General features: G+C 70.4%; 26 protein-coding genes and 2 tRNA genes. 15 read left to right on the forward strand and 13 right to left on the reverse strand.

All coding sequences use genetic code 11. The features are described 5' to 3' along the window. Positions 1-2: 2 nt before the first annotated feature. The gene (gene cbiQ, locus ACN268_RS27785) at positions 3-773 is read left to right on the forward strand and encodes a cobalt ECF transporter T component CbiQ (protein ID WP_421485914.1); all 771 of its coding nucleotides are present in this window, start codon (positions 3-5) and stop codon (positions 771-773) included. Then, positions 770-1534: an energy-coupling factor ABC transporter ATP-binding protein gene (locus ACN268_RS27790; protein ID WP_421485916.1), complete on the forward strand. Its 765-nt coding sequence runs from the start codon at positions 770-772 to the stop codon at positions 1532-1534. The genes cbiQ and ACN268_RS27790 overlap by 4 nt, the downstream gene beginning before the upstream one ends. A gap of 36 nt (positions 1535-1570) precedes the next feature. On the opposite strand, the gene ACN268_RS27795 is transcribed toward ACN268_RS27790, so the two are convergent. The 3 genes from ACN268_RS27795 to ACN268_RS27805 are packed head-to-tail and all read right to left on the reverse strand — an operon-like array spanning position 1571 to position 3895. Then, entirely contained in the window at positions 1571-2665 is a 1095-nt protein-coding gene (locus ACN268_RS27795) for a hypothetical protein (RefSeq protein WP_421485917.1), read from the reverse strand. Beyond that, positions 2662-3378, reverse strand: a complete 717-nt coding sequence (locus tag ACN268_RS27800) for a DsbA family protein (protein ID WP_421485919.1) — start codon at positions 3376-3378, stop codon at positions 2662-2664. The genes ACN268_RS27795 and ACN268_RS27800 overlap by 4 nt, the downstream gene beginning before the upstream one ends. Then, on the reverse strand, positions 3365-3895 hold the full coding sequence (locus tag ACN268_RS27805; protein ID WP_421485920.1) for a MauE/DoxX family redox-associated membrane protein: 531 nt from the start codon (positions 3893-3895) through the stop codon (positions 3365-3367). Before ACN268_RS27805 ends, ACN268_RS27800 begins: the two co-directional genes overlap by 14 nt. Positions 3896-4247: 352 nt before the next feature. Here ACN268_RS27805 and ACN268_RS27810 point away from each other — a divergent pair, with 352 nt between their 5' ends. Then, positions 4248-5903: a copper resistance CopC/CopD family protein gene (locus ACN268_RS27810; RefSeq protein WP_421485921.1), complete on the forward strand. Its 1656-nt coding sequence runs from the start codon at positions 4248-4250 to the stop codon at positions 5901-5903. 17 nt (positions 5904-5920) lie between these two features. Continuing rightward, positions 5921-6655, forward strand: coding sequence for a YcnI family protein (locus tag ACN268_RS27815; protein ID WP_421485923.1), 735 nt, complete (start codon positions 5921-5923; stop codon positions 6653-6655). A 209-nt stretch (positions 6656-6864) separates the two neighbouring features. Here the strand turns inward: ACN268_RS27815 and ACN268_RS27820 are convergent, their stop codons facing one another. Then, positions 6865-8145 carry a glycosyltransferase family 87 protein gene (locus ACN268_RS27820; protein WP_421485924.1) on the reverse strand — a complete coding sequence of 427 codons (1281 nt, stop codon included), beginning with the start codon at positions 8143-8145 and terminating at the stop codon, positions 6865-6867. A gap of 73 nt (positions 8146-8218) precedes the next feature. Between ACN268_RS27820 and orn the strand changes: the two genes are divergently transcribed. Together orn and ACN268_RS27830 are read left to right on the forward strand one after the other, a co-directional pair. Then, positions 8219-8809, forward strand: coding sequence for an oligoribonuclease (gene orn, locus ACN268_RS27825; RefSeq protein ID WP_421485925.1), 591 nt, complete (start codon positions 8219-8221; stop codon positions 8807-8809). Positions 8810-8908: 99 nt separating this feature from the next. After that, a tRNA-His gene (locus ACN268_RS27830) sits at positions 8909-8981 on the forward strand. 168 nt (positions 8982-9149) lie between these two features. Here ACN268_RS27830 and ACN268_RS27835 read toward each other — a convergent pair. Then, entirely contained in the window at positions 9150-10430 is a 1281-nt protein-coding gene (locus ACN268_RS27835; protein WP_421485927.1) for an Ig-like domain-containing protein, read from the reverse strand. Between the two features lie 172 nt (positions 10431-10602). Next, on the reverse strand, positions 10603-11877 hold the full coding sequence (locus ACN268_RS27840) for an Ig-like domain-containing protein (RefSeq protein ID WP_421485928.1): 1275 nt from the start codon (positions 11875-11877) through the stop codon (positions 10603-10605). Between the two features lie 187 nt (positions 11878-12064). On the opposite strand from ACN268_RS27840, the gene ACN268_RS27845 reads away from it, so the two are divergent. After that, positions 12065-12140, forward strand: a tRNA-Lys gene (locus tag ACN268_RS27845). Positions 12141-12317: 177 nt separating this feature from the next. On the opposite strand, the gene ACN268_RS27850 is transcribed toward ACN268_RS27845, so the two are convergent. The 3 genes from ACN268_RS27850 to ACN268_RS27860 all read right to left on the reverse strand — a co-directional run bounded on the left by ACN268_RS27850 (position 12318) and on the right by ACN268_RS27860 (position 14616). Next, on the reverse strand, positions 12318-12668 hold the full coding sequence (locus tag ACN268_RS27850; protein ID WP_421485929.1) for a hypothetical protein: 351 nt from the start codon (positions 12666-12668) through the stop codon (positions 12318-12320). A gap of 68 nt (positions 12669-12736) precedes the next feature. After that, positions 12737-13282, reverse strand: a complete 546-nt coding sequence (locus tag ACN268_RS27855; protein WP_421485930.1) for a flavoprotein — start codon at positions 13280-13282, stop codon at positions 12737-12739. Next, on the reverse strand, positions 13279-14616 hold the full coding sequence (locus tag ACN268_RS27860; protein WP_421485931.1) for a hypothetical protein: 1338 nt from the start codon (positions 14614-14616) through the stop codon (positions 13279-13281). The genes ACN268_RS27855 and ACN268_RS27860 overlap by 4 nt, the downstream gene beginning before the upstream one ends. A 423-nt stretch (positions 14617-15039) precedes the next feature. Here ACN268_RS27860 and amcA (ACN268_RS27865) point away from each other — a divergent pair, with 423 nt between their 5' ends. The 8 genes from amcA (ACN268_RS27865) (at position 15040) to ACN268_RS27900 (ending at position 21258) form a co-directional block, all read left to right on the forward strand. After that, positions 15040-15201, forward strand: a complete 162-nt coding sequence (gene amcA, locus ACN268_RS27865) for a multiple cyclophane-containing RiPP AmcA (RefSeq protein ID WP_421485933.1) — start codon at positions 15040-15042, stop codon at positions 15199-15201. 346 nt (positions 15202-15547) lie between these two features. Beyond that, a complete protein-coding gene (gene amcB / locus ACN268_RS27870; protein ID WP_204957285.1) occupies positions 15548-16684 on the forward strand; it encodes a cyclophane-forming radical SAM peptide maturase AmcB in 1137 nt (378 codons plus the stop codon). Then, positions 16681-16866 carry a multiple cyclophane-containing RiPP AmcA gene (gene amcA, locus ACN268_RS27875; protein ID WP_204956670.1) on the forward strand — a complete coding sequence of 62 codons (186 nt, stop codon included), beginning with the start codon at positions 16681-16683 and terminating at the stop codon, positions 16864-16866. The genes amcB and amcA (ACN268_RS27875) overlap by 4 nt, the downstream gene beginning before the upstream one ends. A gap of 76 nt (positions 16867-16942) precedes the next feature. Beyond that, positions 16943-17605, forward strand: coding sequence for a pentapeptide repeat-containing protein (locus tag ACN268_RS27880; RefSeq protein ID WP_204956671.1), 663 nt, complete (start codon positions 16943-16945; stop codon positions 17603-17605). Between the two features lie 150 nt (positions 17606-17755). Next, positions 17756-18310: a hypothetical protein gene (locus ACN268_RS27885; RefSeq protein WP_204956672.1), complete on the forward strand. Its 555-nt coding sequence runs from the start codon at positions 17756-17758 to the stop codon at positions 18308-18310. 26 nt (positions 18311-18336) lie between these two features. After that, positions 18337-18987, forward strand: a complete 651-nt coding sequence (locus tag ACN268_RS27890) for a helix-turn-helix domain-containing protein (protein ID WP_421485934.1) — start codon at positions 18337-18339, stop codon at positions 18985-18987. A gap of 205 nt (positions 18988-19192) precedes the next feature. Next, entirely contained in the window at positions 19193-20548 is a 1356-nt protein-coding gene (locus tag ACN268_RS27895; RefSeq protein ID WP_421485935.1) for a transcriptional regulator, read from the forward strand. A 2-nt stretch (positions 20549-20550) separates the two neighbouring features. Continuing rightward, positions 20551-21258 (forward strand): SDR family oxidoreductase, encoded by a 708-nt coding sequence (locus ACN268_RS27900; RefSeq protein ID WP_421485936.1) that lies wholly within the window; start codon positions 20551-20553, stop codon positions 21256-21258. Positions 21259-21475: 217 nt separating this feature from the next. Here the strand turns inward: ACN268_RS27900 and ACN268_RS27905 are convergent, their stop codons facing one another. The 4 genes from ACN268_RS27905 to ACN268_RS27920 all read right to left on the reverse strand — a co-directional run bounded on the left by ACN268_RS27905 (position 21476) and on the right by ACN268_RS27920 (position 24493). Then, positions 21476-21973, reverse strand: a complete 498-nt coding sequence (locus ACN268_RS27905) for an NUDIX hydrolase (RefSeq protein ID WP_307820954.1) — start codon at positions 21971-21973, stop codon at positions 21476-21478. Positions 21974-22414: 441 nt separating this feature from the next. Further along, on the reverse strand, positions 22415-22969 hold the full coding sequence (locus tag ACN268_RS27910; protein ID WP_372445874.1) for an HAD domain-containing protein: 555 nt from the start codon (positions 22967-22969) through the stop codon (positions 22415-22417). An 88-nt stretch (positions 22970-23057) separates the two neighbouring features. Continuing rightward, on the reverse strand, positions 23058-23387 hold the full coding sequence (locus ACN268_RS27915) for a hypothetical protein (protein ID WP_204956675.1): 330 nt from the start codon (positions 23385-23387) through the stop codon (positions 23058-23060). Positions 23388-23515: 128 nt separating this feature from the next. Beyond that, the gene (locus tag ACN268_RS27920; RefSeq protein WP_239484627.1) at positions 23516-24493 is read right to left on the reverse strand and encodes a hypothetical protein; all 978 of its coding nucleotides are present in this window, start codon (positions 24491-24493) and stop codon (positions 23516-23518) included. Between the last annotated feature and the right edge of the window lie 30 nt (positions 24494-24523).

Genomic DNA, 24523 nt, shown 5'->3' on the forward strand with positions numbered 1-24523 from the left:
ACGTGGGTGCCGGACACGCGCACGTGCTCTACCGGGACACCCCCTCCCGGGTGCACCGGCTGGCGCCCGAGGTGAAGATCGCCGCGATGGTGCTGTTCACCGTGGCGGTGGTGGCCACCCCGCGCGAGGCGTTCTGGGCCTTCGGCGGGTACGCCCTGCTGGTCGCCGTCGTCGCCGCGCTGGCCCGGGTCGGCCCGCGCTGGCTGCTGCTGCGCGCCACGATCGAGGTGCCGTTCGTGCTGTTCGCGGTCGCCCTGCCGTTCCTCGGGGCGGGTCCGCGCACCGAGTTCGTCGGGTTGAGCCTGTCGGTGGACGGCCTGCACGGGGCGTGGAACATCGTCGCCAAGGGCACCCTGGGGGTGCTCGCGTCGCTGCTGCTGGCCGCGACGACCACCACCCGGGACCTGATCGTCGGCCTGGACCGGCTGCGCTGCCCGCAGATCATCACCCAGATCGCCACGTTCATGCTGCGCTACCTCGACGTGCTGGTCGGCGAGGCCCGCCGGATGCGGGTGGCCCGGATCTCCCGGGGTGACGACCCGCGGTTCCTGTGGCAGTTGCGGGGCTTCGCCGCCGGGGTGGGCGCGTTGTTCCTGCGGGCCTTCGAACGCGGTGAGCGGGTCTACCTCGCGATGCTCTCCCGGGGGTACACCGGGCGGATGCCGGCGGTCTGGCAGGGGGCCGGGTCGGCGACCGCCGGGCAGTGGGTGGCGGCGGCGACCGTGCCGCTGGCGGCGGTGGCGATCGCCGCCACCGCCGTCGTCCTGACATGATCGGGGACGTGCCCAACGCTGTCTCCCTGGACGTCCGTGACCTCCGGTACGCGTACCCGGACGGTCACGTCGCCCTGGCCGGGGTGGACCTGGCCGTGCCGCGCGGCGGGCGGGTGGCCCTGCTCGGCCCGAACGGCGCGGGCAAGACCACGCTGGTGCTGCACCTCAACGGCATCCTCACCCCGACCGGGGGGTCGGTGAGCGTGGGCGGGCTGACGGTGTCCCGGGACCGGGACACCCTGGCCGAGATCCGCCGCCGGGTGGGTGTCGTCTTCCAGGACCCCGACGACCAGCTCTTCCTGCCCACGGTCGCCGAGGACGTGGCGTTCGGCCCGGCCAACCTGGGGTTGCGGGGTGCCGAGCTGGCCGCCCGGGTGGACGAGGCGCTGACCGCGGTGGGGATGGTCGAGCACCGGGACCGTGCCCCGCACCACCTGTCGTTCGGGCAGCGGCGTCGGGTGGCGGTGGCCACCGTGCTGGCGATGCGCCCGGAGATCCTGGTGCTCGACGAGCCGTCGTCCAACCTGGACCCGGCGGCCCGCCGGGAGCTGGCCGGGATCCTACGCGCCCTGCCGGTGACCCTGCTGATGGTCACCCACGACCTGCCCTACGCGGCGGAGCTGTGCGAGCGGGCGGTCATCCTGGACGCCGGCCGGATCGTCGCCGACGCCCCCACCGTCGACCTGCTCGCCGACGCCGAGCTGCTCTCCCGTCACCGCCTCGAACTGCCCTACGGCTTCCACCCCCGGCCGATCGGCTGACCAGGCCGGGGACTCCGGATCGCGTCCGGCAGGGGATCAGGTCCGGGCCGGCTCGGCGGCGGGCCGGGGCGCGGCGGCGCGGGCGGCGGCGTGCAGCCGGAGCAGGCCGGCGGCGACCGCCCCCACCCCGGCGACCAGCACCCCGGTCAGCAGCACCCGTGCGACGCCGCCCGACCAGGGCACCGGGGCGACGGCGCGGGACAGCACGGTCAGGTTGGCGACGCCGACGAAGAGGGCCAGGCACGCCCCGGCCAGCGCGAGCACGAAGTCGGCGGCGGGCCGGCGGGCCAGCGCCCACCCCCCGGCGGCCACCGCACCCAGCGCGGTCAGCAGCGGCCAGAGCTGCCCGGCGGCCAGCCCGAGCAGCACCCCGCCGACGCCCTGCGCCCCGGCGTCCAGCTCGCGGCCGAGCACGAGGGTGACGGCGGCGGCCCCGCCGAGGGCGAGCACTGCGCCGACGCCGCGCAGCGCCCGGGTCCCCGCGCCGGTGCCGGCCGGCAGCAGCCCCGCCGCGCCGACCAGCAGCGCGCCGAGGGTGACGGCCACCCACCAGGGGTACGGGTCCGGCGGCGGCACCCAGTCGAGGGTGCCGCGCAGCTCCGCAGGCTCGTCGCCGACGCGCAGCGCGACGGTCCACTCCCGGACCCGGTGTTCGCGGCCCGGGTCGGCGGCCACCGGGGCGGGCACCCCGGACTCCCGCCACAGGGCCCGCTGGTCGTGCCAGCGGACCCGCCTGTCGTCGCCGATCCGACGCCACTGCGGGGCGGCGGCCGGGTCGGCGGTGGCGGGCAGCGCGGTGTCCCCGGCGAGGGTGCGGTTGAGGTACGTGGCGGGGGAGCGGACGTTCTCGTACACCCCGCCCGGCCCGACCCGCAGGTACGGCTCCCCGGAGTAGCCGATCACCTCGACGTCCCGGTCGGAGTGGTTGACCAGTTCCAGCCGGGCGCCCGCCTCGACGGCCCGCGCGGTCAACCCCGGCCGGGTCGGGGTGATCCCGGTCACCGTGGTGCGGTAGTCGGTGCCGTCGGGGGCGTCCGCCCCGTGCGCGTACGCCGGTGCGGTGGTGCCGAGGAGGCCGAACAGTACGGCGGTGACCAGCAGGACGGCCCGCCGCAGGGGTGCCGGGGTCACTTGCCGGCCGCCTCCACGGCCGCGGTGATGCCGGCCGGGCTGCGGTCGGACACGGCGGTGCCGTTCACCGTGATGGTCGGGGTGCCGGTGACCCCGGCCTTGCTGGCGTCGTCGGTGACGTGTTCGGTCCACGCCGTGTACGCCCCGTCCCTGACGCAGGAGCCGAAGTCGTCCTTGTTCAGCCCGACGCCCGCGCCGATGTCGATCAACTGGTCGTTGCTCAGCCCGGCGCTGCCCTCCGGCGGCTGCTGGGCGAACAGCGCGTCGGTGAACTCCTTGAACTTGCCGCCCTTCGCGGCGCAGCCGGACGCGGCCGAGGACCGGGTGGAGTATTCGGTGGTGGAGAACCGGTTGAGGTAGGCGACCGGGTGGAAGACCACCTTGGCCTTGCCGGAGCTGACCAGCTGGTTGATGGTCTCCCCGCTGGTCTGCTGGAACTGCTTGCAGGCCGGGCAGAGGTAGTCCTCGTAGAGGTCGATGGTGACCGGCCCGGTGCCGAGCACGACACCGGTGCCGGCGTCGTTCGTACCGGGCGGGGCGGTGAAGGTGTCCGACTTCTGGCTGGAGTAGACGCTCCACCCGATCAGGCCGGCGATCACCAGCACCACCACCGCCCCGACGGAGGTCCAGAGGGTCCGCTTGCGGCGCTTCTCCCGGGCGAGCTGTTCGCGGACCACCCGCGCGGCCTCGTTGCGTCCCTTACGACTGCTCATCGTCGTCCTCCACGGATGGGTCGCCCGCGAGCCAGCCGTCCACCGAGAACGGGGTGCGGGGCCAGATCAGCAGGAATCCGGCCAGGGCCAGGAATCCCAGGTCCCGGAGGATCTCCGGGAGGTAGCTCGGGGACTGGCCGGCGGCGAGCTGCCCGCCGCTGCCGAAGCACCCGCAGTCGATGGCCAGGCCACGGGCCCAGGCCGAGGCGATGCCGGCGATGAAGACCACCAGCAGCGCGGCGGAGATCCCGGCGCTCAGCCGGGTCGCCAGCCCGGCGAGCAGGAGCAGGCCCAACGCCAGTTCCACGAACGGCAGCGCGGCCCCGATCGCCGTCGCCACCTCGTAGGGCATCACCTGGTACGCGTTGACGGCCCGGCCGGAGGCGGCGAGGTCACCGACCTTCGTCCCGCCGGCGTACAGCCAGACGGCGGCCAGGCCGAGCCGGGCGGCGACGCCGAGCCAGGGGCGGACGAGCGGCCAGCGGCCGGCCGGGGTACGCGCGGTGGTCACGCTCATTGGTCGTCCCGCCGGGCCCGTGGGTTCCCCGGGGTGACCGGTCGCCGGGTCGCCGGTCGGGGCACCGGGGGCCGCTCGGGGCCGGGCGGCGGGCCGCTACGGCCGGTGGCGGAGGGGTCGCGGTGAGCGGGGATCACGACAAGCCAGGCTACGCGGCGTGGCGGGGGCGGGCAGGGTCGTTCGGCCCTTTCCATGGTCCCGCTCACGCCGGGAACTTTTCCCCGCCGCCGTACGACTACCTGCTCATGACGTCCCACCACCTGCGGCAGGCGCTCCGGCCGCCGTGGCTACCCCCTGCCGGCGCGGGGTGGCCGGGTGGGCGTACCGGCCTGCGGTCAGCGAGCATGGCGGGATGAACGCAGTCGATCGTCGCCGGCTGGCCCGGCTGGGGGCCGCCGCCGGCCTGCTGGTCACCCTCGTCGCCCTGCTGCTCGCCCCGGCCGGGCCGGCGAGCGCCCACGCCGTGCTCTCCAGTAGCAGCCCGGTGGCCTCGTCCGTGGTGCCGAGCGCCCCGTCAGAGGTGGTGCTGACGTTCAGCGAGTCGGTCCGCAAGGTGCCCGACAAGGTACGCGTCATCGCCCCGGACGGCTCCCGCGCCGACCGGGGCGAGCCCCGGTTCGAGGGGTCGGTGGTGACGATCGGGGTGGACCCGGCCGGGCCGCAGGGCACCTACCTGGTCAGCTACCGGGTGATCTCCGCCGACAGCCACCCGGTGTCCGGGGCGTTCACCTACTCGGTGGGGGCACCGTCGACGCCGCCGACCGACTCCGGCTCGGACAGCCGCGCCGACCCGGTGGTCGGCGCGGGCGTGAAGGTGACCAAGTACCTGGGGTACGCGGGCCTGCTGCTGGTGGTGGGCCCGGCGCTGGTGCTGGCCGCGCTCTGGCCGCTGCGGCTGTCCCGGCGGGGCCCGGCCCGGCTGCTCTGGTCCGGCGTGGGGCTGCTGGCCGTCGCGACGGTGGCCGAGGTGTGGTTGCAGGTGCCGTACACCGCCGGCGGGGGGTTGTTCGACGTCACCGGGGAGGGCCTGTCCGAGGTGCTGGGCAGCGGGTACGGCACCGCCCACCTGATCCGGCTGGGCCTGCTCGTGGCGGCGGTGTTCCTGCTCCGGCCGCTGACCCGGGGGCCGGTGGGGCGTACCGACGGGATCATCCTCACCGGGCTCGGGGTGGCCGGGCTGTTCACCTGGCCGCTGGCCGGGCACCCGGCGGCCTCCCCGGCGCCGGCGGTGTCGGTGCTCGTCGACGCGGTGCACCTGGGCAGCATGGCGGTCTGGCTGGGTGGCCTGGTGATGCTGGCCGGGTTCCTGCTGCGCCGGGCCGACGAGCGGGAGCTGGGGGCGATCCTGCCGATCTGGTCCCGCTGGGCGGCGCTGGCGGTGGCGGCGCTGCTGCTGGCCGGCGTCGTGCAGGGGCTGATCGAGGTGGGCACCCTCCAGGCCCTCACCGGCACCACGTACGGCCGGCTGCTGCTCGCCAAGATCGGGCTGTTCGCGCTGGTGGTGGCCGTGGCCGCGTACTCGCGGCAGTTGGTGCGGCGGCGGACCGCGGCGGCCCGGCCGGTGCCGGTGCGGCGCGCGGTCTGGGTGGAGCTGGCGATCACCGCGGTGATCCTGGGGGTGACGGCGACCCTGGTGCAGACCCCGCCGGCCCGGACCGCCGTCGACGGCGGTCCGGGCGCGGACGCCGGCTACTACTCGACCACGCTGACCAGCCCGATCTACTCGCTGCAGGTGGAGCTGGACCCGGCCGAGCGGGGCAACAACTCGATGCACCTGTACGCCTACACGCCTGACAACCGGCCGCAGCCGGTGGTGGAGTGGAAGGCCACCGCCGCGCTGCCCTCGGCCGGGGTCGAGGCGATCGACATCCCACTGCTCAAGCTCACCGACAACCACGCGACCGGGGAGTTCAGCTTCCCGTCGGCGGGTGAGTGGCAACTGCGTTTCACAGTCCGTACGTCCGACATCGACCAGGCCACGGTGACCGCCACCGTGCCGATCAAGTAAGGAAGGGCCCGTCCCCGATGATCCGTCTCCGGCGCTCCGCATCCGCCGCCGCGCTCACCCTCGCCGCCGTCACCGCCACGGTGCTCGGCTTCGCCGGGCCGGCCGCGGCGCACGTCACGGTCAACCCGAAGGAGGCGACCCAGGGCAGCTACGGCCGCTTCGCCGTCCGGGTGCCCAACGAGAGCGACACCGCCTCCACCGTCAAGATCGAGGTGAACCTGCCGGAGAACGCCCCGGTCGGCTCGGTCTCCACGATGCCGGTGCCGGGGTGGACGGTCGCGGTGGAGAAGCGCAAGGTGGACCCGCCGATCGAGGTGCACGGCAGCCAGCTCACCGAGGCGGTGTCGAAGCTCACCTGGACGGCCGCCGCCGGTGGGGGTGTCAAGCCTGGCGAGTTCCAGGAGTTCCCGATCTCGCTCGGTCCGCTGCCGCAGGTGGACAAGATGGTCTTCAAGACGCTCCAGACCTACTCCGACGGCAACGTGTCGCGCTGGATCGAGGAGCCCACGCCGGGTGCGGAGGAGCCGGAGAACCCGGCGCCGGTGCTGACCCTGACGGCGGCTGCCGCGTCCCCCTCGGCGGCCCCGGCAGCGGCGGGTGCGCCGGCCGCGAAGGACGACGACGATGACGACGACGCCGGGTCGACGGCGGTCGTGCTGGGCGTCGCCGGTCTGCTGGCCGGGCTCGGCGGGCTGGCCCTCGGCGGGCTGGCCTTCGCCCGGACCCGGCGGGAGCCGACGCCGAAGTCCTGACCCGTACCACCCGCACCGGCCCGTCGGACCCGTCCGGCGGGCCGGTCGCGTCGCCGCCCCCCCGACGCGGTGCCCGACGGGCCCGGACGCGGTGACGGCCCTCCGCGCTGCCGACGCGGAGGGCCGTCTCACCGGGGGATCGGTGGGCTGTGGGTCGTGACCGACTGACCCCAGATTAGCGCCAAAGGTCGAATAAGGGAATATCTGTCCTATTGGTGCTGCCGGTCGGCGGTCGGCACGGGCTCCCGTTCCCGCCTGCGCTCCCGGCGGACCGGCAGCAGCACGAGCAGCAGCAGCGCCAGCAGCACGTACTCGTTGCGCAGCAGGAACTCCCACGGGTTGTCCGTACGGGCCGGGGCCACCCCCCAGTCGTAGAACGACACCACCCCGTAGACGATCACCAGGCCGGTACCGGTGGCGAGGGTGAGCAGCCGCCGCCGACGGCGCGCCCCCGCCGGGGTCTGCGGGTCGGCGTCGAGCGCGGCGTCCACCAGCACCACCACCGCCGGGATGAACCAGTAGATGTGGTGGGTCCAGGTGATCGGGCTGACCAGACCGCCGACCAGCCCGGTGAGGGTGAGGCCGGTCAGCCAGTCACCGGCCCCGGCGGCGCGGGCCGCCCGCCACAACCCGTACCCCAGGATCGCCACGACCAGCACCAGCCAGAGCAGCCGGTTCGGCTCCTGCGGCGCGTCGATCCGGCTGAGCAGCCCGAACAGCGACTGGTTTCCGGTGTAGTCGGTGCGCCCCACCCGGTCGGTGGCCCACAGCTCGTGGGTCCAGAACCGCCACGAGTCGCGGGGGGCCACCGCGGCGGCCAGCAGCGTCGCCGCCGCAGCCGTGACACTCGCCGCCACCGCCGCCCGCCACCGCCGGGTCACCAGCAGGTAGACGATGAAGATGCCCGGGAAGAGCTTGAGGGCCGTGGCCAGCCCGACACCCACCCCGGCCCAGCGCCGTGCCTGCGGTACGGCGAAGAGCAGGTCGGCCAGGATCAGCACCACCAGCAGCATGTTGATCTGACCGAAGGTGATCGTCTCCCGGGTGCTCTCCACCGCGAAGACCAGCAGCACCGCCACGGTGAGCGCGTACGTCCGGTGCAGACCGTGCCGCTCGATCACCGGCAGCACCAGCCACCGGGTGGTGACCACGACGGCGACGCAGGTCAGCGCCGTGAAGATGACGATGGTCAGGCCCAGCGGCAGCACCCCGAACGGCCGCAGCAGCAGGGCGCTGAACGGCGGGTAGGTGAAATACAACTCACCCTGAACCCGGTCGGGCTGCACATAGTCGTAGAGCGGGTGCCCGGACGCCCACCAGTCCATCGCCCGCATGTAGATCTTCAGGTCGAAGAAGTCGTGCACCAGGCCCGGCAGGTAGAGCGCCGGCAGCACGGCCGCCAGCGCCAGCACCGTGACGACCCGGCGGGCCGTACGACTTCGCTGGTCCTCCGGGGTGGTGACGGGGGACGCGACGGATTCGGCGGGCACGGGGAAACCCTAGCGGTCCCACCCCGCGACAGTGCCGAGGCGCGGGTACCTGGGCTGCGCGTAGTCTGTTGCGGTGGCTGACCTTCTCGTCTGGATCGACTGTGAGATGACCGGGCTCGACCTCGGCAGCGACAAGCTGATCGAGGTGGCGGCACTGGTCACCGACCCCGACCTCAACGTGCTGGGGGAGGGCGTGGACGTGGTCATCCACGCCGACGAGGCGGCCCTGGAGGCGATGCCGGAGATCGTCCGCACCATGCACGCCAAATCCGGGCTCACCGAGGAGGTGCGCCGTTCCACGGTCACCCTCGCCGAGGCCGAGGACATGGTCCTGGAGTACGTCACCAGCCACGTGAAGGACCCGCGCACCGCGCCGCTGTGCGGCAACTCGATCGCCACCGACCGGGGCTTCATCGCCCGGGACATGACCCGGCTCGACGCCCACCTGCACTACCGCATGATCGACGTGTCGTCGATCAAGGAGCTGTGCCGGCGCTGGTACCCCCGGGTGTACTTCGGCCAGCCCCGCAAGGGGCTGGCGCACCGGGCCCTGGCCGACATCCGGGAGAGCATCCGCGAACTGGAGTACTACCGGCGCACCCTGTTCGTGCCGCTGCCCGGCCCGGACGTCGAGACGGCGAAGGCGATCGCGGCGCAGCTCTAGGCCGGTGCCCGCCGAAGGGCGGAACCCGCTGGACGGGCCCCGCCCGGGTGTGGCTATTATTAATCCGCACCCGCCCGGGAAACCGGCGCGGACGGCATGGTGGCTGTAGCTCAGTTGGCAGAGCACCGGGTTGTGGTCCCGGTTGTCGTGGGTTCAATTCCCATCAGTCACCCGGTTAGTGGATGTTCTCCACCGCAGGCCCCCTCACACGAGGGGGCCTGAGTCGTTTCCGGGCCCGAGTTGTTTCCGGGCCTGAGCCGCCCGGGGGTCGGGGTGCCGTCGAAGACGGGTCGGCCCCCACCTTCAGGCGGGGGCCGACCCGTACGGTGCGCCGCAGGGATCAGGGCGTCGGCTCGGCGCTCGGCGTCGGCGTGTTCCCGGCGTCCGGCTGCCCGGCGTCCGGCTCGTACGGCAGGGCGCTGCCCTTGACGTACTGGTCCCAGCTCATGTTCCAGTCGGTCCAGCCGTTGCCGTTCTGGAGCTTGCGCTCGGTGCCCTTGACGGTGATCGGGTCACCGATCTTGGTGTTGGCGAACAGCCAGGCACCGTCCTTCATCGACACGTTGACGCAGCCGTGCGAGACGTTCGTGGTGCCCTGCTGCCCCTCCGACCAGGGGGCGGCGTGGATGAACTCGCCACCCCAGGTGAGCCGCTGGGCATAGTCGATCTTGGTGCGGTAGCCCTCCTCGGGGCCCAGCTCCTCCATGGTGTCGAAGACCGTCTTGCGCAGCTTCTCGATCACCACCATCGTGCCGCTGGACGAGGGGGTGCTCTTCTTGCCCAGGCTGACCGGGATGGTCTTGACGACCTTGCCGTCCTTGGTGACGGTCATCCGCTTGGTCTTGTTGTCGACCTGCATCACCACCGACGGGCCGACCTTGACGTCCACGGTCAGGTCGGAGCGGCCGTACCAGCCGCCGCCCATCGGCAGCCCACCGGCCCGCACCCGGTACGAGATCGTGGTGCCCGACTGCCAGAACTCCTTGGGCCGGTAGCGGACCTCGGTGGGGCTGACCCAGTGCCAGACGCCCTCCTGGGCCGGAGTGCTGGTGACCGTCATCCGGCGCTGCACGTCGTCGCGGTAGTCCTCCGGGACGGCCCGACCGAACTTCACGATCAGCGGCATGCCCACGCCGACCACCTGGTTGTCGCCGAGGAAGCTGGTCACCCGCACCTGCTTGTCCGGCTTGGCCATCACCGTGAAGGCGCTGGTGGCCGTGGCCGGCTTACCGTCCTCACCGGTCGCCGTGACGGTGGCGGTGTACTTCTCCCCGTACTCCAGCGTGCCGTCGGGCAGCCAGCTCGCGCCGTCCGCGGCGAGCTTGCCCTCGACGGCCTTGCCGGCGGCGTCGGTGAGCGTGACGGTGGTGTCCTTCGCGTCCTTGGCGGTGAAGACGATGCCGGTGGAGGCCGGGACGTCGGTGGCGTCGGCCTTCGGCTCGGTGATCGTCGCGCTGGCCTTCGGCGCGGCCTCCTCGCCGCCGCCCTGCCAGCTCGACGGCTTGTCGCCGCCCGAGCCGGTGCAGGCGGAGGTGAGGGCCAGCGCCGCGGCGAGGACCCCCGCCGCGAGCACCCGGCGGCGACCGGTACGCCCGGTCAGGTGGTCCTGGACAACTCGCATGATTCCCTCACAGTCGTGGTCCCCGATGTCCCATCGTCCCTCACAGACGCGGCGGCACGCCCGTCGGTTGCGAAGGGTGAACTGAAACACGCCGCCGAGCAGAGCGCGACCACGCTGGGTCATCGGCCCGTGCCGGTCCGGGTCGGCGCGGCACGCCGACCCGGACCGGAGGTCAGACCAGTGGGCCCGAACCACCCTGCGGCACCGGCACCGCGCTGCCCTTGACGAAATCCGCCCAGGTCAGGCTCCAGGCCGTCCACCCGTTGCCCTGTTCGAGCTTGCGCGGGGTGCCCTTGACCGTGATCGGGTCACCCACCTTCGTCTGGGAGAAGAGCCACTTGCCCATCGCCATCGACACGTTGACGCAGCCGTGCGACACGTTCCGCCGGCCCTGCACCCCCTCGGACCACGGTGCCGCGTGGATGTACTCGCCGCCCCAGGTCAGCCGCTGAGCGAAATCGATCTCGGTGCGGTACTGGTTGGCCGGGTCCGGCTCGTCCATGGTGTCGAAGACGGTCTTCTCCTTCTTCTCCATCACCACCATGGTGCCGCTGGACGACGGGGTGCTCTTCTTGCCCAGGCTGACCGGCAGCGTCTTGATCAGCTGGCCACCCTGGAAGACCTCCATCTGCTTGGTGGCGTTGTCCACCTTCATCTCGAAGGCCCGCCCGATCTTGGCGGTGGCCGACCGGTCCACGTTGCCGTACCGGCCGTTGCTCAGCGGAATACCGGCCAGCGCGATCCGGACGCTCAACGTCGTACCCGGCTGCCAGTACTCAGGCGCCCGGTAGTACGCCTGCGTGCCGTTGGCGACCCAGTGCCAGGCCCCCGGCTGCGGTGGATCGGTCCTGACGAACATCCGCTTCTGGACGGCCGCCCGGTCCTTCTTCGGGATGCCCGGGCTGAACTCGGCCACCACCGGCATGGCCACGCCGTACGTCCGGTCGTCGAAGAGGTACAGGCCGGAGCCGATCATCGAGTTCGGCTTGGCCATCGTGGTGAACGTGCTCACCCCCTGCAGGGGTTGGCCGTCGGCGCCGGTGCCGGTCACCGTGGCCTTGTATTTGGTGTTGTACTTCAGGGCCGACGACGGCACCCAGGAGCTGCCGTCCAGACGCATCTTCCCGCCGACCTGCTTGCCGTCACCTGTGGTGAGGGTGACCGAGGAGACCTTTCCGCCGGCCGGGAGGTCGGCGCTGATCTCGGTGCTGACCGGTCTGCCCTTCGCCCCGTTCGCCGGACTGACCGTCAGGTCGGCCGCCGTCGGCGCGGACGGCGACGCGCCCCCGGACTGCGTCGGAGTCGCCCCCCCGGCGCTCGGCGTAGCCACGGTGCCGCCGACGAACTCGGCTTCCTTCTTCTGGTCGCCGCCGCAACCGGCCAGAGCCAGCGACGCCGCCAGGACAAGGGCACCCGCCATCGCCCCGCCCCGCGTGAACCTGCCCATCCCCACCTCTGTTCTCGCGTGCCTGGCGGACATCGTGCCCCATGCCGGCCACCAGCTCGATGCCGGACGTGTGTTGTCGGGGTGATGTGTTCACTTTTGCCCGATAAGCTCGCCCGAAGGGTGGAGCCGGGTATCGGATTGGAACCCCGCTCATGGCCCGTGCTAGTGTTCTCTCCGTTGCCAACGAGCGCCGCTAGCTCAACTGGCAGAGCAGCGGACTCTTAATCCGCGGGTTCGGGGTTCGAGTCCCTGGCGGCGCACCACCAAGAAGGCTCTGACCTGGGGTTTCACCCTGGGTCGGAGCCTTTTGGCGTTGCTGCCGGTGGTTCGGTGTCTCGGTGGGTGCTCGGGAGCCGTTGGACCATTCCGTGCCCGCGTGGACCGGGGCCTACATCGGTGCACCTGGCGCTCCGGCCGGCGGGTGTCTTCGATTGCTGGTTTCAGACTGGTGCCGGTGGGTGGTGGGCAACGACTGCTGCTGCGGGGATGCAGTCGTCGATGAGGAGGGCGACGAGTTCGTCGAGTAGTAGTTCGAGGTCGTCGGGGGTGGTCAGGTCGTAGTGCTTGTTGACGATCCGTTCGTCGGCCACGCGGACTGTCTCTAGTTCGGCCTCGCCGGTGCTCCAGATCGTTATCGCGGCGAGCCATGACGGGGACTCGAACTCACTGATGACGATCGGGTTGCCGTGGTTCGGCTCGATCGGTCGGGTGTGCCCTGTCATGCCCAGCCGCGTCCACGTCTGGGCTCGGGCCAGCACGGCGTCGGACAGTGTTTCCAGTGGGAAGGTCACGCCCCGACTATCACACGCTCTGCGCGGGAGGGCTGGCGTCGGTCCCGGACGTGCCCAGGTCGAAGCGGTCAGGCGGCATGCCGGGCTGCGATCTCGAATGCCTTGGTCCAGGGGAAGGTGAGCCGGCGGTCGTTGCCGGTGCCGGGTGGGTGTGGTTCCCAGTCGTGGTCGGGTCCGAGGAGGATGTGTATGCCTTCGTCGCGGAGGTTGGTCACGGCGCGGCGGTAGGGGTGTCGGGTGGCGAGGGCGGTGTTGACGAAGGGGACGATGACGGTGGGTACGTGTCGTCCGATGAGTTCGGCGATGGTGGTCATGGCGTAGTTGTCGGCGAGGCCGAGGGCGATCTTGTTGATCGAGTTGTAGGTCGCGGGTGCGATGACCAGTGCGTCGGCGGTGGGTAGCGAGCGGCGGACGCCCGGGGATGCCCGGTAGTCAGATCGCACGGGTGCCCCGGTCAGTTCTTCGATGGCTGGTATGTCGATGAAGTCCACCGCGTGGGGTGTGGCGGTGACCGCCGTGGTCCAGGACCGTTGGTGTGCGGTGTTGACCAGGGTGGTGACGTCGGGGGCGGGACCGGCGGCGCAGACGACGATCTGGAGGTGGCGTCCGGTCACCGGGGGATCCCGGCGGTCTGGGTGAAGTCGACGACTGCGGCGCGTACCGGGCCGGTGGCGAGGTGGGCGAGGTCGTTGGCGAGGCGGTGGACCGCCGGGCGGCAGCGGATCTCTTCGGGTGCGATCTCGTACGCGGTGCGGAGGGCGTTGAGGCCCTGTTCGTGGCGTCCCCATTGGGTGTAGGCGCGGGCCACGTCGACGTAGAGGGCGGCTTTGCGTTCGGCGAGGGTCACCTTGCCGAGGGGGATGGTGCGGGCGATGGTGATGGCGGTGCCGGCGTTGCCGAGGGTGAGGGCGATGTTGACCCGGTGCAGCAGGACGTTGGTGGCGCCGAAGCCGGTCCAGCGGTCGTTGCCGTCGTAGCCGAGTCGGGTCGCGGCGCGGGTGGCCTCGTCGAGCATGGTGTGTGCGGTGTCCCGGTCGTCGCGGCGGGCTGCGGCGACGGCACCGCGTAGGACGAGGGCGCCGTACACGGCGACCGCGTCGGTCGACGCGAGGCCCGTATCCCGGTCGAGTACGCCGGCGGCGTCTGCGGCGAGGGTCACGGCTTGCTCGTCGTGGTTGTTGCTCATCAGGGCGTGGGTCATGATCCGTGCGCTCGCGGCGACGGCCACCGGGTCCTGGCTCGTCGCGGCGGCGCGGGTGCTCCGCTCTGCGGCGACCAGGGCCATTGCACGGTCGCCCAGCTTGAGCAGGACGCTACCGACGACGTGGTACAGCTCGGCGGCCAGGACGTCGACCTGCCGTTGCTGCGTGCCCTCCGCGTCCGCCCTGGCGGGTTCGAGAGCGGGTAACAGCGTGCCGAGCCGGTCGAGGACCCGTTCGTATCGGCATGCCTGGTAGTCGCGTTTGACGGCGGCCACCTTGCCGGAGAGCTGCTGCACGGACAGCACCGTGGCGGGCTGTTGCCGGGGCGAGACGAGCGCGTCGAGCACCGGCCCGACGCCGGGGGCGGCGGCGACGCTGACCGCAGCGCTGCGCAGGAAGTCTCGCCGTTGCACGTCACCATCCGAGTCCGGGCTGTGGTGGCTGTCCTCACCAGTATCGGCATCCGGGTCGGTGTGCGGTGGCGTGGTGCTCGCGGCTGCACCGTTGGTGCCCGTCGCCCGCAGGGCTGCGAAGCGTTCGCGGACGTCGGGTGTGGCTCGGGTCAGCACGGTGTCCAGCGCGGCTTGCATGTCGGCGCGGGGGATGACGTTGTCGCCCTGGCTGCTCCACTTGGCCACCGTCCGGCGGGCCGCGCCCAGGTGCTCGGCGAAGGCGGTGACGCTCATCCGCGCCGCCTGGCGTAGGGCGGTGGCGTCCCGGCCGGTCCAGGTCGTGATCGGAGTCATCGCACGTCCTCCCCGACAGGGACCGTCTCCTGCCTGGTGATCGTAGCGGCACATGGGGTTACCACAGGTGCACCGGCGGTGCACCGACAGGACATTCCGCGCATGCCCTGCCCCGGGCGAGGGTGGGTGTACCGGGCCGCCTTCCCAGGGCGCGCCGGTAGGTCAGCGGCAGTCTCAGAGCAGGGAGCTTCGGATGGATGTGCCGAGCGGTGACAGGCCGGAACGCGACCCGACGCCTCCGCAACTGTCGTCACCGGCAAATCCGCCGGCAGCACTGGTGACTCCTCGGTCGCGTACCGCCAGAAGGGCTGCGTGGGCGGATGGCGGTCACCTCGCTGCCGAGCCGCCGGCCGGCAGCGGTGGGTCCACCGGGCCCCGGTGGACCCACCGCTGGGAAGGACGTGTCGTGACGGGGGAGCGGGCATGACCGTGTACGTCTCCCGCTTCGCGAGCGGTCAGCAGGAGCGGCCCGGCCCACCGGCGTCGACAGAACCCATGCCGGCGAGGACGGCGGATCCGCCGCTGTTGACCCACGTGTGGCGTCGGTTCTTCGCGCAGCGGACCCAACGGGAGCTCCCCCGGTGAGCGTCGACCAAAGCCCTCCAGCGACTACGGCGGGCTGTCGCAGCCCGATGGGCCATGAGCATGTGCCGTCGCGTCCGCACTGGGGCTGCCGCGCCTGCGGCCATCCATGGCCCTGCGACGGGGCCAGGAGCGCGCTCCTGACGGAGTACGCGGGCAATCGGATCGGCCTGTTCCTTTATCTGGCCGGATGTCTGCACGAGGCCATCGACGACCTGAGCCAGCCGGACGCCAGCGGGACGAGCAACTGCGAGGACCTGTTCGACCGCTTCGTCGACTGGGCCAGGCGACGCGCCGGCTCTCCCGGGGCGACGACCAGCACACCAGTGTCTTCGAAGGAGGCGTGATCGTGAGCGGCATCGGTCTGATTACCGCTGTGGGGCGACCGGCGATCGCGGAGGTGTTTCACACCCTGGTGGTGCAGCCGACGAGCTTCTGCAACCTCGACTGCGCCTACTGCTACCTGCCTGACCGCCGGTCCCGCCGTCTCATGACCGTGGAGGTGGCGCGGGCATGTGCCATCTCGATCGAGCAGCAGGGCAGCGAGCATCCCGTCAGCGTCGTCTGGCACGGAGGCGAGCCCACCGCCACGCCGATCGGCCACTTCCGAAACCTGCTCACCGCCTTCGAGCCGCTACGGCGAACGGGCCGGGTGCGTCACGAGATCCAGACCAACGCCACCCTGATCGACCAGCGGTGGAGTGACCTGTTCACCGCTTACCGATTCGAGATCGGTGTCAGCGTGGACGGCCCTGGCACCCTGAACCGCAACCGGGTCGACCGCGCCGGTAGGCAGACGGTCGATCGGACGATGCGCGGCGTTCAGATGCTCGCTGACGCGGGCCTGGAGTACACGGTGATCTGCGTCGTTACCCCGGAGACCATCGACCACGCCGACGACCTCCTCGACTTCTTCACCGACCTGCCCGGGTGCCAGTCGGTGGGCTTCAACATCGAGGAGCAGGAAGGCGCAGCCCGGCTGCCCGTGTCGGAGGGCTCCGCGTACCGGTTCTGGCGGCAGCTCGTGCAACGCCGAACCGCCGGTAGCGGGCTGCGTATCCGTGACCTGGACCGGCTGGCCGATTACCTGACCGCCGTTCGCGCCGGACACGTTGACCACACACCCCATGAACCGATTCCCACGGTGTCCTGGGACGGCCAGGTCGTGCTCCTGTCACCGGAACTGCTCGGCATCACCGATTCCGAGTACGGGGACTTCATTGCCGGCAACGTGGTCGAGGAACCGATCACCGCGATGATCGGCCGGGCCGGCGGTCTGCGTTACGTGACCGAGTTCGTCACCGCGCTCAACGACTGCGCCGACCGGTGCGGGTTCTACGACTTCTGCCGTGGCGGACAGGCCGGCAACCGCTACTTCGAACACGGCACCTTCACCGTCCGCGAGACCAACTTCTGCCGTACCACCCGACAGGCCCTCGTCCGTGCCACCGCGGACCACCTCACCCCGACCGGAGGACCAGCATGAACGACGCCCTCGCCGCACTCGTCAACGCTCCGCCGCACCACCTCGACAGTCTCGGTGTCACACCGTCCCAGGCGGTAGCGTCGATCGACGCCGCGAAGTTCGACAACCGGCCCACCTGGGACAACCGTGGCAAATTTGACAGCCGTCCGGGCTGGGACAACTGGGACAAGAAGAAGCGCTGACAGTGAACTCCCGACACTCGGGTGGTGCGACGGCCGGCCCGTCTCGCACCACCCTCGGAATCAGGTAAAGGACCACATGCGGACCACGACAGTCGGCGAGCTGCGGATACTGCTCCCGGAGCTGGACCCTGACGATCTCGACCCCATCAGCGACCCGACCGACGACCTCAGCGACGCCACCATCGAGAACGTCTCCTGGCGTGGCGGCACCCTGGACGGCGTTACTGTCCGTGGTAGCCGGCTCGTCGGCGTCGATGTGAGTGAGAGTGGTTGGGAGGGCGGGTCCCTCTTCGGCTGCGAGATCACCCGTGCCGACTTTTCCGGCACCACTCTGTCCGGCGTCAGCATGGAGCGCTGCGCCGTCACGGGTTCCCGGTTCACCGGCACCCGGCTGACTGATGTTCGGTTGAAGGACGTGCTGTTCGAGGGATGCCGCTTCGACTACGCGTCCCTCACCCGTGTCACCGCAGCCGGAGCCGTGGCCTTCGTGGACTGCCTTTTCACCGATGCCACCTGGTCGTCCTGCCGCCTACCCAACATCGTCCTGCGGTGCTGCCAACTGGCCCGCCTGGAACTCGACTCCTGCCACCTCCATGGCGTGGACCTGCGAGGCAACGGCCTACACGACCTGAAGACCGGTCTCGGCAATCTCCACGGGGTCACCCTCGACGAGGACCAGCTACCCGACCTCACCCACCTGGCCGTTCAGGATCTCCACCTGACCGTGCGCAAGCGGTGACATCGCCGGTCTTCATGCCCTGCCGGTCGCCCGCTGCACAGCACACGAACACATCGGGAGAACAACGTCGTGGCCTATCACCCAGGGCCGAACAACCTGCTTCGCGCGGCTCGGCTGGCGCTGCCGTCTCCGTCCGGCTCGGGGCGGCCGATGTCCCGACAGGAGTTGGCTGACGCGGTCAACGCCCACACCCACGCGCACGCGGGATGCCGCAGCGTCGTTGACGCCCGCTACATCGGCAAGCTCGAACGAGGGGAGCACCGGTGGCCGTTCGAGCCGTACCGCACGGCGTTGCGGGAAGTCCTCGGTATGACGACCAACGCTGATCTCGGCTTCTTCATCATCCAGGGACACGCCAAGGATCCTGAAGCGAGCCCGGAGAAACCAGGACCAGAAGCTAACTGGACCTCACCCCCCGGTGTCGACCCGGGCCGCCCGGTTTCGGTAGTGATCGCGGCTGGTCCGGTCATCATGCCCCGAGCGGCGGCGGTGCGGGTGACCGTGAACGTCCACGCCGAGACTGTCACGGCGCTGGTCCGTCACGACGACGCGACCGGCGCTGTCGCGGTCCTCGCGGGACCCGTCGAAGTGATGATCGAACCGTCGGATGTCGGGCGGGACCGCCTCGCGGCTCGCCCGAGTGTGCCCTCGACTACGACAAGCCTCTGCCAGGTGTCCCGGCTTTCGGAGCGGCGGCACCGATGACGAATGTGCGGGTTTCGCAGCCGGCCATGGATGGCCGGAGTTCGTCGGCTCTGCGCTTTCCGGGGCTGATCAGTCAGCAGCAGGTGGCCGAGGCGCGCAGGGACCTCGGCCGCCGGTTGGCCGCGTGGCGTGCCGAGCAAGGGCTGACGCAGATGCAGCTCGCCAGCAGCATCTGTTACTCCCGCAGTTCGGTCGCCAACGCCGAGATCGGCCGGGACACCAGCGTCCGCCGGTTCTGGCAGGACGCCGACCGGGCGGTCGACGCACAAGGGGCGCTGCTCGCGGCGTTCGACCAGATGGCCGCACTGGTACGGGACTTCAACACCCAGCGGGCGCAGGCGCGGGACGAGGAACGCCACCGACGCGCCGGCCGGACCGCCACCCGGACCACTCACGCGGCGACGGGTGACTGCGGGTGCGGGACGGTGGTCGTCGGCCGGTGGACCGGACAGGAGACCCGCGCGTTACGCGAGGCGCTCCGGATGACCGTCCACGACTTCGCCCGTCACCTCGGGGTGGCGCCTGAGACGGCCTCCGGCTGGGAACAGCACCACACGCGCACACCACCACCGACGATGGCCACACAAGCCGCCCTGGACGAGACGCTCATGATCGCCGACAGCAACGTCAAAGCCCGGTTCCTGCTGATCCTCGACACCCCGAACCACCACGCGTAAGCCAGCCGGAAAAGCGGTGAAGGCTGCGCGGCACGACCGCCACGCCGCGTGAGACGGCAAGGCTTCCCCACCGCCCCCGGTCGGTGGCATGAGCAAAGCGAGATCCAGGTATCTGAATACGACTTTCGCTCACGTTCGATACGGCCGCGACCACGCCTTGACCAGAGAGCTGTAGGTCGCATCCTTGGGCATTGAGGAGGCAGCGATGGCGTCGCAGCTACCGGCATCCGATCGGGATCGGCTCATTCACCCGCTCAGCGTCGTGCGCGCTGCACGAGGGTGGACATACCAGGACGTGGTCAGTGCGATCGCGAAGCACAGCCGGAATATGGCCGCCCGGCGAGAGAAGGCGTGGCGTTGGGAGCACTGGGGAGTGGTCCCCGATCTCGAAAGCCAGCTCGCTCTCGCCGCGGTACTCGACATTCCGCAGGAGCGCGTACGGGAGGCACCATGGCCGCAGTGGCTTCCCGCCGGTGACCCGATCCCGACCTCCTTCGGATGGACCCAGTCGGGCGGACTGCAGACACTCGTCAACGCATTGGAGTACGCACACGTGGACCGCCGTGCCTTCATGAAGATCACAGGCGTGCCCCTGGTCGGCATCGCCGAAGCGTGGCTGACCATCGAACCCCGAGAACTCGTTGCCGTCCTGCGAGGCGGCCAGGTGACCGCTGACCTGGTCGAACGTATGGAAGAGGGTCTTCCGCGACTACGCTTCCTGGAGGCGACCCGAGGCGGTGACCAAGCCCGGGCCCTCATCCACGCCGAACTCGGCATGGTGGTGGATGTCCTCGACCGATCCACCTACACGGCTGTGGTAGGTCAGCGACTGTACGCCTTGGCGGCAGAACTCGGCCGGATGGCCGGCTGGGCGTCGTTCGACGCTGGCCTGCACGCAGCGGCGCAGCGCTACTGGCTCGCCGCACTACACGCCGCACACGCCGCCGCCGACCGACTCCTGGGAGCCAACATCCTCAAATCGATGAGCCTGCAGTGCTGCGACTTCGGCCGCCCCCGAGAGGCACTGGAGCTGGCGCGTAGCGCCCACGAGGGTGCCAGAGGGGTGACCCCACGCGCCGCCGCGATGCTGGCGCTACGGGAAGCCAGGGCTCACGCAGCGATCGGCGACAGCACGGCATGCGAACGCCTCATCAAACAGGCCGACGTCGAGTTCGATCGCATAAAGTCGACCGACCCGGAGGCCGCCTATCTTGGGTACTTCGACGAATCCGAGTTCAACGCCCAGGTCGGGACTTGCTACCTGGATCTGGGCCGATCGCAAGAAGCCGACAGGTACTTCAGCCGAACGCTGCGGTTGGTTCCACCCACCAAGGTGCGCGACCGGGCCACGTACGTAATTCGCCGTGCGTCGGCGCAGACGCAACTCGGAGACGCCGACCACGCGGCATCGCTCGTCGCGGAGGCGATACCACTGATCCGCGAGGCCCCATCAGAACGGAACATGCGCCGCGTCGTTCGAGCACGGCAACGACTCCCGTTCACCAAAGCCGACCCGCGCGCTCGCGCCCTCGACGACCAGCTCGCCACCCTGGGGGTCTGACCATGGCTGACGACATCCAGGTCGCCGTAGTGACCGGCGCCAACCGTGGACTCGGCGCAGCCATCGCCCGCAACCTTGCCGAGCAAGGCCTGCACGTGGTGCTCGCTGGCCGAAACGAGTACTCCGTCGACCACGTGGTGTCCGACCTGACGAGGGACGGACTATCCGCCAGCGCACACCAACTCGACGTCAACGACCCGGCCAGCGTGGCGCGTGCCTTCGCCGACACCGCAAAGCGCCACGGCCGGCTGGACGTCCTGGTGAACAACGCCGGTATCGCCATCGACCGCGGCCAGACAGCGGCGAGCCCCGACTTCGAGCGGGTCCGCAGCGCCCTGGACACCAACCTCCTGGGCGCGTGGCGCTGCTGCGCCGCCGCCGTGCCGGAGATGAAGAAGAACGGCTACGGCCGCATCGTCAACGTCAGCAGCCACCTCGCCTCACTCGCCACCATGGGCGACACCAACGTCTCCTACCGCGTGTCCAAGGCGGCCCTGAACGCGCTGACCCGGGTCCTCGCGGCCGAACTGGACGGCACCGGCATCCTTGTCAACGCATGCTCACCGGGACGCATGAACACCAGATTGGCGTACGGAGAGACCGACCGGACGCCGAAGGAAGGTGCCGAAACACCCGTGTGGCTCGCCACCCTGCCGCCCGACGGGCCAACCGGCGGCCTGTTCGCCGACGGCAAGCCAATCGACTGGTAGAAGACACCTGTGACGCATCGGCTGCTGCCGCCGCCGCGCCGCCTACTCCAGTCGGCCGCTCAAAAGGTTTGGTGAGTGAGTCGAGGTGGAACAGGCAGCAGTTGCTGATCGCTGTGTTGTCGAGATCGTGTCCCCAGCGGGGCTCGGCGGCCTTCGGGAGTTTCGCTGTGTCCGACCTGCCACGAGCGCCGCGTCCATGGCTCAATCCGGCCGACGACTACCTGGTTGAGACGGTGACTCCATCTTCGAGGTAGACGCCGCCATGCCCGATCGCGGCGACGGCTGCGGCAACCCGTCGAGCCAGTCGTGGGATCAACACCTCGTCCAGGCGTTCCGGCTCGACGAAGTCGAACCGGTCGAGTTCGTCCGGGCACAGTCGTATCGCCGTGATCTGGTCCGCTGTCAGTACGCCTCCGTCGAAGACGAACATGAGCCCACCGTCCCACGGTGGGCTCGCCGGTACCCAGTCGACGCACAGCAGCGTTCCCGTGGGCACGGGAAGACCCAATTCCTCCTGGATCTCGCGTACACAAGCATCCGCCGGGGACTCGTCCGGCTCCACCACTCCGCCGGGAATCTCCCACATGTCCTTGTAGGTCGGGTGGACCACCAGCACCCGGCCGACCTGGTCCCGGAGGATCACGCCGGCGGCAGCGCGGACCCGCGTCACGCTGGCGATGTAGGAGAGGTCGGGTTCGGTCTGTGTCTCGGCCACGCGACAGACCCTACGGGCTCGCCCCTGACGAATGGCGCGTTACCAAAGGAGGGATGCCCGAACCGCAGCGACTGGCCCCGCCCCTTGTAACCGCGATACGTCAGCCCCCAGCGGCACAGGGGCCGGGTATACCTCGGCGATTTTGCCGTCGCCGCACCGGTCGACGTCATGGCCGGCGGCGGCCAGCATTGACAGCAGCCCGGCGCCCCGGAAAGCGGCATGAGCGATGCGGTCCGCGGCCACGCTGAGCGGAATGATGCCGGTCGTCTCGCGTACCACCTCGTCGGTCAACCGGTAGGCCAGACGACGCCGCCACACCAAGGTCATGGTTAACCAGGTCTTCGACTGAGCGGCGGGCCGTAGTCCTCGGTCGGCACACCAACGTGAGGTCTCCACGCTTGGGGCGCTGGACGCCACGTTGATCGTTTATCGGCGGTCGGGTCAGTTGGCTGGACCGCTCGACTCGCGGTGGCAGCCGATGTCGTGGTGGTGGTTCAGCCATCGGCGTACTGCCGTGAGGTCGATGTGGGTCAGTCCGCTGTGTGGGTCGACGTGGTGCAGGAGTGCCGGTTGTGGGTGGTGTGCGGCGACCCATCGCCGGTCAGCGTCGGTGGTTTCGTCGTCGAGCCAGACGAAGGGGCGTCCTGCCGCCCAGCGCAGCAACGGTCTGGTCTTCCAGTGCACTCCACGCGGTGGTTCCTCGTCGTCGTCGGGCCAGTCGATGATGGGGAGGGCGGGAAGACCGATCCGGGGTGCCACGACCTCGTTGGCTTCGGCCATCCAGGTGCTGGCCCAGGCCAGCTCACCTGGCAGGGCGAGGAGCCGTTGACCGTCGGCGGGATCGAGCCGGTCCAACAGAGGATTGCCGTGGCGGTCGGCACCGTCCGCCGCTGTGCCGCTCCAACGAGTACCGACCTGGTGCGGTCGGGCCCGTAGCGGGATCAGCACGCCGTCGATGTCGACAAAGATCAACGGTCGTCTGACGCTGGCGGGCACTGCGGAACCGTACCGCGATCGGCGGTCGGGGCCGCTGACGCCAGTGGCCGGTGACCTTCAGCGGCGCGAGAACGGCATGGGCGGATGTTCAGGCGAGGTCGTCGCCGCTGACCACCGGGCACCCGAAGAGATCGCTGAGAACTGTTCTCTGATGGTCGGTCAACGGGTTGACGAAGACGGCCATGGCGACCGCGGCTGACCGGCATGCGTCGGCGACTTCGTGGGCCTTGCCCGAGCTGAGCAGGGTTCGCCGGGAGAACGGCGATGTCATCTTGCTCGCACCGCCGCGGGAGATACCCCGTCTCTGGATCTGCCGGCCAACCACTCGTCCACCACGTGCTTCCACTGAAGCCGCCAGAAGGTCAAGTTTCGCCTCAACCTGTTTGTCCTTGGCGGAGAACAAGCCAACCAGCATCACGCCGGCACCTGCCAGCCGGATGCTTGGGTGCCCAGCTCGCCTTCCTGTCACTACGCAAGGTTACAAAGCCCCACCACCTCTCGGGCGGTCGTGGTGCCCGATCAGGACGTCCAGGTCATGGGAGTTCATCACTGGGCAAGCTGGCGGCAGGCATCCCGGTCGTGTGGCAGCCCGGCCTCCTTGAATACCAGCCCGCAGTTTCCGTTCTTCGGATCCCATAGCTGGTCGTTGATGACGAGAGCTCGAAGGAGCGCACGCTGGGAGTCGGTCAATGGCCGGCGCGGGCCGTGCGGCTCGGCGAAGGCAAAGCGCACCAGGGCGCCCCATCCGTCGTCGAATCCGGTCCAACCGTCCCGCCTGGCAACCTCGCAAGCGGCCGTTGCGATCGTGTCGAAGTCGGGCGCGACGCGGATCGCTGCGGGGACGAGTTCGAACTGGTGCAGACTTGGAGGCGGCGGCTCCGCCAGCGCGGCGAGGATCAGCTGTTGACTCCGTGGGTCGTCGTCGTGGACCAGCGCGGCCCGCAGGCGGACCGCGGGGTCTGGGTCGGAGAGTAGGTCGCGCAGATCCACGCCTAGCTGGCCGAGGCAACGGACCCAGAGGGCTCGCGGTCCGGGACCGCGTTGCAGCTGATCTCTGATGATGGCAGCGAGGTCCTCGCGCTGGTTAACCAGTGGCGCCATTTGGGCGATCGCCGTGAGCTGCTCCGCATAGAACAATGCGCGGCCGGACGCCGCCGTTTGCAACAGCGCCAGCACCACTGGGTATGCCGCTGCCACGGCATTGGCGACGTCGGGGAGTTCCTCGGCGAAGTGCGGGTTCCCCGCTAGGAAGGTTACGGACGAGGCTGCGTCACCCAGAAACTCTACGAGCGCATCGACCGTGTCCGGATGTGCCCGGCCTTCGCCGAGCAGGGCGGTCACGGCCCGGACGGCTGGCGCAGTCGCGGTCTCGGGGAAACCCTGATGCAGCACTGCGACCTGGAGATGATCCAGCGCCGTCTCACGGGCCTGGGCATCGCCGCACTCCAGGGCGCGCAGATGCTCCGGAGTGTCTGTCGCCCGGCCGTAGGCGTGCCGTAACTGCCACCAGTCAACCGTCATCATCGACTCTCCGCTTGAACGAGAAGACACCGA

Source organism: Micromonospora sp. WMMD735, assembly GCF_049178995.1.
In the GTDB taxonomy this organism is placed as follows: domain Bacteria; phylum Actinomycetota; class Actinomycetes; order Mycobacteriales; family Micromonosporaceae; genus Micromonospora; species Micromonospora wenchangensis.